Raw genomic sequence first — 13,304 nt, 5'->3', positions numbered from 1 at the left:
GGCGCCGCTACAATGCCGGCATGACGACAGCAACATCCCCGACCCTGACCGGCCTTGCGCCGGTCATCGATGCCGACGTGCGCATCCTCGTACTCGGCAGCTTTCCCGGCGCCGCCTCGCTGGCCGCAGGGCGCTACTATGCCCACCCGCGAAACCAGTTCTGGCGCCTGATCTCGGCGGTGGTCAAGGAGGACCTGGCGAGCCTGCCGTATGAGGAGAGATTGCCGCGCTTGCTGGCGCACCGCTTCGGCCTGTGGGACGTGCTGGCCGGCTGCGAGCGCGAAGGCAGCCTCGACTCCGCTATCCGCAAGCCGGCCGCCAACGACTTCGAGCGCTTGAGGACGCTGTGTCCAAAGCTGGAAACAGTCGGTTTCAACGGACAGGCCTCGGGCAAGTTCGCGCCGCAGTTCGCGGCGGCCGGCTATCGCAGCGTCGTGCTGCCGTCGAGTTCACCGGCGCACATGGCGATGAAGTTCGAGCAGAAGCTAGAGGTGTGGGTGAAACTAAACCAGCCTGCGGATCCGAAATCAATGCCGGCGCCATTGCAGCAGTCATTCTTTTGATTCGGGCATGTGTACTCGTTCAGCTGAGCCTGAAGTGATGATTCTTGTCAGCGCACAAGTGAATTTAGGAATTTGCGTCGAATAATGGCCATTTCGGACATTTGTCACCTCAAAGGGGGATCACATGGCAAGCAACGTCGACCTGCAGATCAAGGATTCAAAGGCGGATCAGAAGATTCGTACAAGTACTAGATTGAACCCCAGAGCGAACCTTGAGCTCATCTCTGTCCTGTTGACGGTAATCTTCCTGACCACGACGGATGCGCTGGCTCAAACACGTGGGCTTGCGCCAGTTACCGAAACGCAGGCAGCGAAGATAGACGCAGCGCTGCAATTGAATTCCCCAAATACGGCGATTGGCCAGGCAATATCGGAAGCGAAGAGCACTATTGCGCCCTTCCTGAAAATCCATTCATGCTTGTCTGGTTACAACGCGAGCAGCCTAAATGTGTATGCGGCACCCGGCAAGCTTTATCCCAACAATAACTATCCGCATAGTTTGATTCCGCAGATGCGCGGACACGACAAATCCTCGTGTCTGACGGTACAGCGCATCCATGGCTGGACCATGCCATCCGCAAACACGCTGCGCTTCGAAGTCGTCTATCTATCAGACTCGAGTGGAGAAAGCGGAAAGAGCCATCACGAAGTGCAGAAACAAGCGAATGGAGAGTGGTTGTTCTCGCGCTGAATACTGCTTGCAGCATCAGTTCATCGGGACCGCATCAGCGGATCATCGTCCCCGTCGTCGCGCTTGCCCGCCGCAACATCGCCAGCTTGGCCGAATACAGCTGCCGCATCTCCTGCCGCGTGCTGTTGTCGACCGCCTTGGCGATCTGTTCGCGCGCGTGCTGGACGTCGCCCAGGCGCAGGTGGGTCACGCCCAGCCAGAACAGGAACTCGTCGTTGTAGGGCGCGCGTTTCAGCTCGCGCTCGAACAGGCTTCTCGCCTTGTCGAAGTCGCCCGCGCGCAGCGCCAGCATGCCCTGGTCGAAGTGGTAATAGGGCGGGAAAGGCTCGATGCTGGCGATGCGCCGCGCCAGCACCTGGGCTTCGGCGTGCTTGCCGAGCGTGCCCAGCACCGGCTGCAGGTTGCGCATGACCATCACGTTCTCGGGCTCGCGCAGCAAGGCCGCGCGGTAGGTCTGTTCGGCCAGCGCCAGCTCGCCGTGCCGGTTGTAGATCACGGCCAGGGTGTTGAGCGCCGCGATCAGGCCGGGGCGCTTGTCGACCGCGGCGCGCGCCCACCAGTAGGCGTCGTCGATGCGGCCCTGCACCAGCATCTCGGCCGCGCGATTGTTCATGTAGAGCGCGACGATGTCGTCTTCGTCCAGTTCGCGTGCGCGCAGGCGCCTCGCTTCGTCCTGCGGGATGAAATCGACCACCAGGAATTCGTTCAGGCCGTTACTGCGAAAGCCGCTGTCGACCGGTTCGCCGATGGCGACGTTGACGTGGGCGCTGCCCAGGTACAGGTCCGCCTGGCGGCTCCAGTCGTTGCCGACGTCCACGCTGCGAAAGCGCACCGGCATGCGCAACTCCCGCGCGAAGGCGGCGGTCATGATCACCAGCGACAGGCAGTTGCCGGAACGGTCCGCGTAGGTTTCCGCGGCGGTGCGGGTCTTCGAGGATTCGTATTCGAGCTTCAGGTCGGTCTTGCTGTAGAGCGCCTCGACCAGGCCGCGGCGCGGGCCGCTCTGGCGCAGGTGCCTGGTGAAGGCCGGGCTGTTCAGGTAGGACAGCATCGGCGGGCTGAGGGTGAACAGGTCCTTGGCGTCGACCGCTTCGCTTGGCGGCGCGAAGCGCGCGTCGGCGAAGGGAGGCAGGGGCGCGGTAACCGGCTGCACGCTGGCGCAACCCGTCAGCAGGGAAAGAAACAGCGACAGCAGGATGGCGAAGCGCTTCATGGCTCACTCCAGGTGTACTGCGTGTACTTACAGGCAGTATCCGCCTGTACAGGAGTGATGTAAAGATATGTACTAAGCCTTCCTTCTACTCTTCGTGGAAGGCTTCCACCAGTTCGTCCAGCAGCTCGGCCGTTTCCTCGTCGGACAGCCCGAGGTAGGCGCAGGCGGCGGCGCCGCCCTTGTTCCATTCGAGCGAGTCGGCATGGCCCTGGTAGCGGCAGATCGCGCTCTCGGCCAGCACCGACAGGGCGACCAGCGAGCGCACCGTGGCGGCGCTCGCGGCGTCATCGAGCACGGCGAAATCGTGGTGGTGCAGGATGGCCCAGCCGACGTCGCCCGACAGGCCCCAGTTGCGCGCCAGCAGGCAGCCGAGCGCCGCGTGGGAGGTGGAGTGGCGCTCCTCCTCGAGCATCGTGAACGCGCGCTGCGTTTCCAGCGAGGCTGCCGCATAGGTCGCGGCGTAGTCGGGGAAGCGCTCCATCAGCAGCGGCACGCCGGTGTCGCAGAACAGGCCGAAGGTGTGGGCCACGTCCGCCTCGCCGATGCGCAGGCGGCGCGACAGGAACACCATGGCCTGGGCGCGCCGGGTCGAGATGTCCCAGAAGCTGGCCAGCGCGGCGCTGTTGGCGGGAATCGCCTGGCGCGCCAGCAGGCCGGTCATCAGGGCCGCGACCTGGTTGATCCCCAGGAACAGGATCGCCTGCTCGATCGACTTGGCCTTGCGCCGGCCGCCGTAGATGGCCGAATTGGCCAGCTTGAGCAGCGCGCCGGACATGCCGACGTCGCTTGCCACGATCTTGCCGATCGCTTCGGGGGAGGGGTCTTCCGAGGCCAGTTCGCGCTGCATGTCGGCAAGCAGGCTCGGCCGCGGTGGGATGCGGATCGATTTGATCAGGGCATCGACCTGGTCGAGATGCGGGACGGGATCGGCGACGGTATTCATGAGCGCGGGCAGGAGGAATTGCGGAAGGGAGCGTACAACCGTGCCACTATACCCCAGCACTTATTTTATTGCAGCAAAGCAATGCAAAATGCTTGCCGTAAAGATCATATTTTGTGTCAATTTAACCAAAGCGACACCCTTGGACAGGCCGGGTTAGAATCCGCTCATGGCCATTTCGACAATAGCAGGAATCGATTTTTCCCAGCCGGCGGACATCGTGGCGCGCCAATTGATCGGTGTGACGGTGCTGGTGGACGGCGTCGGCGGCAGGATCGTCGAGACCGAAGCCTACGACCGCGAAGATCCGGCCTCGCATGCCTTTTCCGGCCCCACCGAGCGCAACGCCTCGATGTTCGGTCCGCCTGCCCATGCCTATGTCTATCGTTCCTACGGAATCCATTGGTGCCTGAACTTCGTGTGCCGTGAAGAGGGCCACGGCGCCGGGGTCCTGATCCGCGCGCTGGAGCCGCTGGCCGGCCTGGACGAGATGCGGCGGCGCCGCGATGCGATTGATGAGTGGCTGCTGTGCTCGGGGCCGGGCAAGCTGTGCCAGGCCCTGGGCGTCACCCGCGCCTTCAACGGCATGGCCATCTCGGAGGCGCCGTTCGAGATCCTGGCCGCGCCGCCCGGACTGGAGGTCGTGACCGGGCCGCGCATCGGGATTTCCAAGGCGATGGACGTGCCCTGGCGCTTCGGCCTGGCCGGCTCGCGCTTCGTCAGCCGCCCGTTCAAGCCTTAGGCGCTGCGCCTGCGCTGCGGCGCCTTCGTGCCGGCGGCGGGCAGCGCCGCCAGCGCACGTCCACGCATGGCACTGCCGGGCGCGCGCCGCTCGTGCAGGCCCTGGAAGCCCTCGTCGCCTTCTTCTGCGGCCTGCTCGTCCTCGGCCTGGACCGCCGCGATGCCGGCATCTTCACTGCCTTCGAACTTGAAGATCGACACCGCCTTGGCCAGGTTGACGGTCTGCTCGTGCAGGCTTTCCGCCGCGGCCGCGGCCTGCTCGACCAGCGCCGCGTTCTGCTGGGTCATGCCGTCCATCTGGCCGACCGCCTTGTTCACTTCGGCGATGCCGTCGGCCTGCTCGGTGCTGGCGATGCTGATGCGGCCGATGATGTCGTTCACCTGGCGCACCGAGGCGACGATGTCGCCCATGCTGGCGCCGGCTTCGCTCACCGAGGCGCTGCCGTCCTCGATGATCTTCACCGAGTCGGCGATCAGGCCCTTGATCTCGCGCGCCGCCGCCGCCGAACGCTGGGCCAGCGTGCGCACTTCGGCGGCCACCACCGCGAAGCCGCGTCCCTGCTCGCCGGCGCGCGCCGCTTCCACCGCGGCGTTCAGGGCCAGCAGGTTGGTCTGGAAGGAGATGCCGTCGATGACGCTGGTGATCTCGACGATCTTGCGCGAGCTCGCCTGGATCGATTCCATGGTCGCCACCGCGCGCCCGACCGCCTGGCCGCCGTTCGACGCCAACTGCTGCGCCTCGGCCGCGAGGCTCGAGGCCAGGCGCGCGTTGTTGGCGTTTTCCTTCACCGCCGTGGTCAGTTCTTCCATGGTGCTGGCGGTCTGCTCGAGCGAACCGGCCTGCAGTTCGGTGCGGGTCGACAGGTCCAGGTTGCCGCTCGCGATTTCCTTCGAGGCGGTGTCGATCGAGCGCACCGAGTGCAGGATGCTGTGCAGGGCGCCGTTCAGGCGCGAGATGGAGTGGTCGAGCGCGCGCGAGGTGTCGGCGATCTCGTCGCGCCCGGCGCCGGGCGTGCCGGACGGGCGCAGGCGGCCCTCGGCCAGGTCGTTCACCACCGTGGCGATCGAATGGATGTCGGCCAGCATCGCGCGCCGCACCAGCATCGTCACCACCAGGGACAAGGCGATCGACAGCAGCACCAGGCCGGCCATGCTCAGGCCAAGGGTGCGGAACTCGGCCTTGGCGGCGGCATGCGCTTCCACGCTCAGCTTCTTCTCCAGCGCCGCCAGGTTCTGCAGGCCGCTATCGAGGGCGAGGAACTGCTTCTCGGCCTTCTGCATCGAGTTGGTGGCGATCGACTGGTCGACCTGGGCCAGTTCAATGGTTTCGGCCACCAGCTTGCGGTAGCTCGCCAGCGCCGTGACGGCATTCTCGATCGGGGCGCGCTCGCTTGGCGCGGCGCCCTTCGACAGTTCGTCCAGCTTGCTCTTGACCGCCGCGTGCTTCTTGTGGATGTCGGCGGTCAGGGCGTCCAGGCGGTTCTTCGCGAAGCTGCCGTTCACCCAGGCCAGCAGCTGGTAGATGTTGGCATGCGCGAAGCGCGCTTCGCCCGCCACGTCGGCCACGGCCTGCAAGCGCGCGGCGCGCACCTGCACCATGTGCTCGAGCGAGGCGTTCTGGCGCACCATGCCGTAATAGGCGGCCGCCGACAGCAGCGTCAGCAGCACCAGCACCAGGCCCGGAGCCAGCAGGAGTTTCGGGCCGATTCGCAGTTTGTTCAGCATGCTTGACTCCGGGCGTGGACGAACGTTTGTCTCGAATCACTTCTTGTAGATGCCGGCTTCCAGCACCACGTCGTCGACGCGCTGGATGAAGGTCGTCTTCGGCTCGATCTTGCCGCTGGTCGGATTCTTGTACTGGTAGTCGACCCAGCCCTTGCCCTTGGCGGCGGCCAGTTCGATGATCTCGCGGCGATACTTCTTGCCGTTCGCATCCGGCACGTCGGTCAGGTCCTTGCCGACGATCGAGGGGTTGTAGGGGTGGGCCAGCACGATGCCGGTCTTCAGGTCACGCATGTCGATGTACAGCTCGCCCTGGACGTATTCCGCATCCTTCGCGTTAATCTTCTTCATCATCTCGTCCTTGCCCTTGGCCTTGACCAGGGCAACGCCGCGCTCGACCATCGCGATGGCATCCTTCTCGGTCGGGCCATTGGCGAGGGCTGGCGTGGCGGCGATGGCCAGGCACAGGGCGGCGGTGGTGGCGAACAGTTTCATGTTGACTCCTTGAGTGAATGTTCTGGGATCAATATTGCTAAAGTGCATTGGCAAATGTACCGGGCTGGGATAGCGGGGAATTGCGATCGCGCAATCGCATTGCGGAGTCGGGGTAGGAACGTTGCACATTGGTGTCAGTCGATGCTGATGGGCTGCGTCTACCCACCATGCATGCAAATCAACGCGCATGTTGTTTTCAGGCAGATAGCCTTGTTTCAATCGTTGTTTCAATGCAAACAGCTCATGTAGAATCGTCAGCTTTGTCGACGAGCCGGCATGAAGCTAGAGAAACAGATTCCCTTCGGTGCCCAACCGGGACAACCTGGCAATACGCAGGGGCACCTGGCCTACCGCCGTGACATCGACGGCCTGCGCGCCGTCGCGGTGCTGTCGGTGGTGCTGTTCCACGCCTTCCCGGCCGCGCTGCGCGGCGGTTTCGTCGGCGTCGACGTCTTCTTCGTCATTTCCGGCTTCCTGATCACCGGCATCCTGCTGCGCGAGCTGCAGCAGGGCAGCTTCAGCTTCGCCGGCTTCTACGCGCGCCGCGTGCGGCGCATCTTTCCGGCGCTGGCGCTGGTGCTCGCGTCCTGCCTGGCCTTCGGCTGGCTGGCCCTGTTCCCGGACGAATACCAGCAGCTCGGCAAGCACGTGGTGGGCGGCGCCGGCTTCGCGGCCAACTTCTTCTATTGGGCCCAGGTCGGCTACTTCGACACCGCGGCCGACACCAAGCCGCTGCTGCACCTGTGGTCGCTCGGCATCGAAGAGCAGTTCTATATCCTGTGGCCCGTCGTCCTCCTGCTGGGCTGGCGGCTGCGCACCAATCTGCTGGCGGTTGCCGCCGTGCTGGCGCTGGTCTCGTTCGCCGTCAACCTGGGCGGCATTGCAGCCCACCCCAGCGCCACCTTCTATTCCCCCGCCAGCCGCGCCTGGGAGCTGCTGCTGGGCGCCGGCCTGGCCTGCCTGCACGCGCGCCCCGGCGCGGCTGCGCGCCCGGCGCCGGCCCCGTACCTGGCGAACCTGCTCGCCTGGCTGGGCGCCGCCCTGCTGGCCGCCGGCCTGGCCCTGATCACGCGGGACGACCAGTTCCCCGGCTGGCGCGCGCTGTTGCCCGCGCTGGGCGCGCTCCTGCTCATCGGCGCCGGACCGCAGGCCTGGTTCAACCGCGTGTTGCTGTCGAACCGCCTCATGGTCTGGATCGGGCTGGTCAGCTATCCGCTCTATCTGTGGCATTGGCCGCTGCTGTCCTTTGCCCGGATCGTCGAGTCGGGCGAGCCGGCGCCCGCCATCCGCGCCGCTGCGGTGCTGCTGGCCCTGCTGCTGGCCTGGCTGACCTACCGGATGGTGGAGCGCCCGCTGCGCGCCGGCGCCGGCCGCGCCAAGGTCGCGGGCTTGAGCGTCGCGATGCTTGCCTGCGCCGCCGTCGGCGGCTACATCTACCTGAACCACGGCCTGCCGACGCGCAAGCCGGTCCAGGACAACCTGGCCAACCAGCAGGCCCTGGTGCTGGTCGAGGACAAGGCCAATGCCGAGGCCTGCAAGAAGCGCTACGGTTTCGATTCGCCCTACGAATACTGCCTGCAGGCCGACGTGGCGAAGGACCCGACCGTGGTGCTGGTGGGCGACAGCCACGCCTACCACGTCGTCGCCGGCCTGACGGAGTACTACAGCAGCATCGGCGAGAACCTCCTGATGCTCGGCACCCGCGTCCCTTACTGGGGCCTCGATCCGAAGGACGATCCCTTCCAGCAGGTGACCCAGCCGATGCTGGAGCAGGCGATCGGCACGCCTTCCGTGAAGACCATCGTGGTCTCGACCATCCGGCGCTTCTCCACCAAGCCCGACGAGATGGCGTTCTTCCCGGCGGCGCGCGAAACCTTCCGCCGCATGCTCGCCGCCGGCAAGCACGTGATCGTCATGAACGACGTTCCGGCGCTCGACTTCGACCCGCGCTCGTGCATCAAGCGCGCCGGCGTGGCCAGCTCGGCAACCCGGATGCCGTGCGCGATCACGCGCGCCGAATGGGAACGCGGATTGATCGAGCACCGGCAGTATGTGCGGCAACTGGCCACGGAATTCCCGCAAATCGCGTGGTTCGACGCGGCCGAGCCGTTGTGCGACGAGCGCCACTGCCACGCCATGGTCGACGGACGCCTGATGTACCGCGACACCCACCACCTGAGCTATGACGGCGACCTGCTGGTCGGCCGGCACTTCGCCGAATGGATGCGCCGCCGAGCGCCGCGATAAGCCTGCATGAACGGCCCGGAACGTGGTTTTCCGGGCCGACCTGTCCGGTGTTTGTCCCGTTTTGCCTCTCTCTTGTTTTAACCCCCACCGTAGGAACAATCCGATTGATTGGCGGCAATTCTCGCGGGTTTTCCGCAACGTAAGATGAATTCTTACCGGCAACGTTTTACCCACGCCGACTAATTCATTCCTCGTTTCCTGGAGAATTCCCGTGATCATGACCGAATCGACGCCCTCCAAGTTCAAGCCCTATACCCGCCAGACGATCCACACGGCGCGCCAATGGCAATGGCTGACGCCGGAGCTGCAGGAAGCCGTGCAGGTGGTGTCCCATGTGCTGCCGTTCCGGGTGAACGCCTACGTGCTGGAGGAGCTGATCGACTGGGACAAGGTGCCGGACGATCCGATCTACCGGCTGACCTTCCCGCACCGCGACATGCTGCCCGCCAGCGAATACGAACAGCTGCGCGACCTGGTGCTGTACAAGAAGGACGATGCGGCCATCGCCAAGCTGGTGCACGGCATCCGCATGCGCATGAACCCGCACCCGGCCGGCCAGATGACGCACAACGTCCCGCGCGTGAACGACGCGCCGCTCAAGGGCCTGCAGCACAAGTACAAGGAAACCGTGCTGTTCTTCCCGAGCTCGGGCCAGACCTGCCATGCCTACTGCACCTTCTGCTTCCGCTGGCCGCAGTTCGTCGGCATGGACGACATGAAGTTCGATGCGCGCGAATGCAGCGAGCTGGTGTCCTACCTCGAGACCCATAAAGACGTCACCGACGTCCTGATCACCGGCGGCGACCCGATGATCATGAACACGCGTTCGCTGGCCGAGTTCCTGGAACCGCTGCTCGAGCCGAACCTGGCCCACATCCAGAACATCCGCATCGGCACCAAGTCGGTGGCCTACTGGCCGCAGCGCTTCGTGTCGGACAAGGACAGCGACGACCTGATGCGCCTGTTCGAGAAGGTGGTCCGGTCCGGCAAGAACCTGGCGATCATGGGCCACTACAACCATGCGGTCGAGCTGCGCCATCCGATCGCCCAACAGGCGGTCAAGCGCATCGTCGGCACCGGCGCCACGCTGCGCATGCAGGGTCCCCTGATCCGCCACATCAACGAAGACCCGAAGAGCTGGGCCGAGCTGTGGACCACCGGCGTGCGCCTGGGCGCCATCCCGTACTACATGTTCGTCGAGCGCGACACCGGCCCGCGCGACTATTTCTCGCTGCCGCTGGCGCGCGCGCACCAGATCTTCCAGGAGGCCTACTCGATGGTGTCGGGCCTGTCGCGCACCGTGCGCGGCCCCTCGATGAGCGCCTTCCCGGGCAAGGTGGTGATCGACGGCGTGGTCACGATCAATGGCGAGAAGCTGTTCGCGCTGCAGTTCCTGCAGGCCCGCAACCCGGAATGGGTGCGCCGTCCCTTCTTCGCCAAGTACGATCCGGACGCCACCTGGCTCGACCACCTCAAGCCGGCCTTCGGGCGCGACAAGTTCTTCTTCGAGCAGGAAAACGAAGGCCCGCTGCGCGGGCCCGGCGGACGCGTCATTCCGCTGGTGCCGGCGGGGCAGCTACGCGGCGGCGCCACCCAGGACGCGGCCTGAATCCGACACGCGCATCCACGCAACCCCAAACCGGGACCTGGCCTATGCAGGAAACCGCCACCACGCCACGCCTGACCGGCGTGGCGGTTTTTTTCTACGTGTTCCTGCCGTTCGCGCTGGGACACTACCTGTCGACGCTGCTGCGCAACGTGAACGCGGTGCTCGCTCCCGACCTGATGGGGGCGCTCGCGCTCACCCCGGGGGAGCTGGGACTGCTCACCAGCGCCTTCTTCTTTGCCTTCGCGCTGGTCCAGTTGCCGGTCGGGATCGCCCTCGACCGCTGGGGGCCGCGCCGGGTGCAGCTGGCGATGATGCTGGTCGGCGCGCTCGGCGCGCTGCTGTTCGCGCGCGGCACCGGCTTCGGGCAGCTGCTGGTGGCGCGCGCCGTCATGGGCCTGGGCCTGGGCGGCTGCTTCATGGCGGCGGTGAAGGCGGTGTCCACCTGGATCACGCCGAGCAAGCTGCCTTCGGTGCACGGCTACCTGATCGCGGTGGGCGGGCTCGGCGCCGCCAGCGCGACCATGCCGGTGCGGCTGGTGCTCGACTATACCGATTGGCGCGGCCTGTTCGCCATCCTGGCCGGCCTGACGGCATGTTCGGGCCTGCTGATCGCGCTGGTGTACCCCCGCAAGGAGGAGGGTAAAAGCGGGACCGCGGGAAAGCGCGGACCGCTGGGGCAGGCGCTGCGCGAGGTGTTCCGCGCGCCGGTGTTCCGCACCACGGCCTCGCTGGTCCTGATCCCGCATGCGGTGTTCTTCGGCATCCAGGGACTGTGGATCGGGCGCTGGCTGTCGGACGTCGCGCGCTTCCCGGACGACGCGGTCGCCTACCTGCTCTACATGGGAATGGCGTCGGTGATCTTCGGCGCCATCGCGGTGGGCATGATCACCGAGTGGGCCGGCAGGCGCGGCATCGCCCCGCTGGACGTCGCCGCCGCCGGCATCGCCGTCTTCCTGCTGGTGCAGGCCGCCTTCGTGCTCAACTACAAGCCGAGCTTCCAGCTGCTGTCGGTGCTGTTCACGCTGGTCGGGACCATTACGGGAATCGAGTACGCCATCATCGCGCAGTCGATGCCGCGCGAGCTGACCGGGCGCGCCGCGACTTGCCTGAACCTCCTGATCTTCATCGGCGCCTTCGTGGTGCAGGCGGGCTTTGGCCTGCTGGTCGGCCTGTGGCCCCTGGACGATGCGGGAAATGTCCCGGCAATGGCCTACCGGATGGCCTTCGCGGTGCTGGTGCTGGTGCAGCTGCCGGGCCTGGTCGGCTTCGTGCGCCGGCGCCGGAGCCAGGCTGCCCGAGCGGCCGGGGAGGTCGAGGAGGTCCAGGCGGTGCCCACCTGAACGGCTTCTTTCCCTGGTAAAGGATGGCGCGATATTGCCGGATTGGCTAGTATCGTGCTGTCCGCCCCCACCGAGAAAAGCCATGCGCGACCACCTCCTGCCCCGCCTGTCCAGCGGCGCCATGCTCCTGTTGCTGGCCGCCTGCGGCGACCGCTCCACGCTGTCCCCCGGCGCCGACGTCGGGTCGCACCCGGTGCTGGTGTCGCCGGTCAGTTCCCTGATCCCGACCGTGGACATCGCCCCCGCGAAGGGCTGGCCGCAGGGCGCCAAGCCGGTGCCGGCGGCGGGGCTGGCGGTGCAGGCCTACGCTTCCGGCCTCGACCATCCGCGCTGGCTCCACGTGCTGCCCAATGGCGACGTGCTGGTCGCCGAGAGCAATGCGCCGCCGCAGCCGGCCAAGAAGGGCATCAAGGCCTGGGTCCAGAAAAAGGTGATGGAAAGGGCGGGCGCGGGCGTGCCCAGCGCCAACCGCATCACGCTGCTGCGCGACGCCGACGGCGATGGCGTGGCGGAACTGAAGACCGTGTTCCTGAAGGGCCTGAATTCGCCCTTCGGCATGGCGCTAGTCGGCGACAAGCTGTACGTGGCGAACACCGACGGCATCGTGCGCTTTCCCTACCGCGCCGGCGATACCGCGATCGGCGCGAAGGCAGAGCCGGTGGCGCCGCTGCCGGGCGGGCCGCTGAACCACCACTGGACCAAGAACATCGTCGCCAGCCAGGACGGGCGCAAGCTGTATGCGACGTCGGGTTCGAACAGCAACGTGGCCGAGAACGGCATGGACCAGGAAGCGGACCGCGCCGCCATCCTCGAAGTGGACATCGCCAGCGGCGAGCGCCGCCTGTTCGCCTCCGGCCTGCGCAATCCGAACGGCCTGGCCTGGCATCCGGAAACCGGGGTCTTGTGGACGGTGGTGAACGAACGCGACGAGATCGGCAGCGACCTGGTGCCGGACTACCTGACCTCCGTGAAGGAGGGCGGCTTCTACGGCTGGCCCTACAGCTGGTACGGGCGCCACGTGGACGCACGCGTCACGCCGCAGCGCCCGGACCTGGTGGCCAGGGCGATCGTGCCGGACTATGCACTGGGCGCCCACGTGGCGGCGCTGGGCCTGGCCTTCTACACCGGCACGCTGCTGCCGCAATTCGCGAATGGCGCCATCATCGGCCAGCACGGTTCCTGGAACCGCAGGCCGCTGTCGGGCTACAACGTGGTGTACGTGCCGTTCAAGGATGGCAAGCCGGCCGGCCAGCCGGTTGAGCTGCTCAGCGGTTTCGTCAACAAGGACGGCGAGGCGCAGGGGCGTCCGGTCGGGGTGGCGGTGGACGGGAAGGGGGCGATCCTGGTGGCGGACGACGTCGGCAACGTGGTCTGGCGCATCACGCCGGCCGTGCATTAATCAAGCATCCCCAATCACGCACACCCGCTCACGAGCAGGATCGGCATCCCGGTCCACAGAATCCCCACGAAGGCCAGCACCGCACCGAGCGCCGCCGCCCAGTCGAGCAGCGCGGCACCCTTCGCATCGCGCAGGATGCCGCGCTCGCGCCAGGCCAGCCACAGGCAGATGGCCAGCGCCGCCGCGGTCGCGATCCCCAGCAGCATCCGGTTCGGTCCGGCCGAGCGCATCGCCGCCGGGGTGCACTGCGCCGCCGCCAGCAGGTAGCAGAAGGTGAAGTGCGCCGCCCATACCAGCAGGGGCAGGATGCCGCGCAGGAGCTGCCTGAAGAAATGGTCTTGCAT

Annotated in this window: 12 protein-coding genes; 7 read left to right on the top strand and 5 right to left on the bottom strand. The window is 66.3% G+C overall.

Annotation, left to right across the window (positions count from 1 at the left end; genetic code table 11):
* Positions 1 to 20 precede the first annotated feature (20 nt).
* Positions 21 to 563, top strand: a complete 543-nt coding sequence (locus ACK4S9_RS03055; RefSeq protein ID WP_409721256.1) for a DNA-deoxyinosine glycosylase — start codon at positions 21 to 23, stop codon at positions 561 to 563.
* A gap of 124 nt (positions 564 to 687) precedes the next feature.
* Complete coding sequence (locus ACK4S9_RS03050; RefSeq protein ID WP_409721254.1) at positions 688 to 1,254, top strand: hypothetical protein; 567 nt, start codon at positions 688 to 690, stop codon at positions 1,252 to 1,254.
* Between the two features lie 34 nt (positions 1,255 to 1,288).
* Here ACK4S9_RS03050 and ACK4S9_RS03045 read toward each other — a convergent pair whose 3' ends face one another.
* Positions 1,289 to 2,467, bottom strand: a complete 1,179-nt coding sequence (locus ACK4S9_RS03045) for a tetratricopeptide repeat protein (protein ID WP_409721251.1) — start codon at positions 2,465 to 2,467, stop codon at positions 1,289 to 1,291.
* 85 nt (positions 2,468 to 2,552) lie between these two features.
* Positions 2,553 to 3,410: an HDOD domain-containing protein gene (locus ACK4S9_RS03040; RefSeq protein WP_409721248.1), complete on the bottom strand. Its 858-nt coding sequence runs from the start codon at positions 3,408 to 3,410 to the stop codon at positions 2,553 to 2,555.
* Between the two features lie 166 nt (positions 3,411 to 3,576).
* On the opposite strand from ACK4S9_RS03040, the gene ACK4S9_RS03035 reads away from it, so the two are divergent.
* Positions 3,577 to 4,149: a DNA-3-methyladenine glycosylase gene (locus ACK4S9_RS03035; protein WP_409721245.1), complete on the top strand. Its 573-nt coding sequence runs from the start codon at positions 3,577 to 3,579 to the stop codon at positions 4,147 to 4,149.
* Here the strand turns inward: ACK4S9_RS03035 and ACK4S9_RS03030 are convergent.
* Together ACK4S9_RS03030 and ACK4S9_RS03025 are read right to left on the bottom strand one after the other, a co-directional pair.
* Positions 4,146 to 5,873 (bottom strand): methyl-accepting chemotaxis protein, encoded by a 1,728-nt coding sequence (locus ACK4S9_RS03030; RefSeq protein WP_409721242.1) that lies wholly within the window; start codon positions 5,871 to 5,873, stop codon positions 4,146 to 4,148. The two genes, ACK4S9_RS03035 and ACK4S9_RS03030, sit on opposite strands and share 4 nt — an antisense overlap.
* Positions 5,874 to 5,909: 36 nt before the next feature.
* Positions 5,910 to 6,365: a cache domain-containing protein gene (locus ACK4S9_RS03025; RefSeq protein ID WP_409721239.1), complete on the bottom strand. Its 456-nt coding sequence runs from the start codon at positions 6,363 to 6,365 to the stop codon at positions 5,910 to 5,912.
* Between the two features lie 276 nt (positions 6,366 to 6,641).
* Here ACK4S9_RS03025 and ACK4S9_RS03020 point away from each other — a divergent pair, with 276 nt between their 5' ends.
* From ACK4S9_RS03020 to ACK4S9_RS03005, 4 genes are all read left to right on the top strand, one after another.
* Positions 6,642 to 8,612, top strand: a complete 1,971-nt coding sequence (locus ACK4S9_RS03020; RefSeq protein ID WP_409721237.1) for an acyltransferase family protein — start codon at positions 6,642 to 6,644, stop codon at positions 8,610 to 8,612.
* Positions 8,613 to 8,829: 217 nt separating this feature from the next.
* Positions 8,830 to 10,221 (top strand): KamA family radical SAM protein, encoded by a 1,392-nt coding sequence (locus ACK4S9_RS03015; RefSeq protein WP_409721427.1) that lies wholly within the window; start codon positions 8,830 to 8,832, stop codon positions 10,219 to 10,221.
* A gap of 44 nt (positions 10,222 to 10,265) precedes the next feature.
* Positions 10,266 to 11,561 carry an MFS transporter gene (locus tag ACK4S9_RS03010; protein WP_409721234.1) on the top strand — a complete coding sequence of 432 codons (1,296 nt, stop codon included), beginning with the start codon at positions 10,266 to 10,268 and terminating at the stop codon, positions 11,559 to 11,561.
* 82 nt (positions 11,562 to 11,643) lie between these two features.
* Positions 11,644 to 12,960, top strand: coding sequence for a PQQ-dependent sugar dehydrogenase (locus ACK4S9_RS03005; RefSeq protein WP_409721231.1), 1,317 nt, complete (start codon positions 11,644 to 11,646; stop codon positions 12,958 to 12,960).
* 14 nt (positions 12,961 to 12,974) lie between these two features.
* On the opposite strand, the gene ACK4S9_RS03000 is transcribed toward ACK4S9_RS03005, so the two are convergent.
* On the bottom strand, positions 12,975 to 13,304 hold the full coding sequence (locus ACK4S9_RS03000) for a hypothetical protein (protein WP_409721229.1): 330 nt from the start codon (positions 13,302 to 13,304) through the stop codon (positions 12,975 to 12,977).

The organism is Massilia sp. (assembly GCF_046293535.1).
In the GTDB taxonomy this organism is placed as follows: Bacteria; Pseudomonadota; Gammaproteobacteria; order Burkholderiales; family Burkholderiaceae_D; genus Telluria.
The sequence above is the reverse complement of the archived record's forward strand: the minus strand, read 5'-3'. Positions and strand labels throughout refer to the sequence as shown.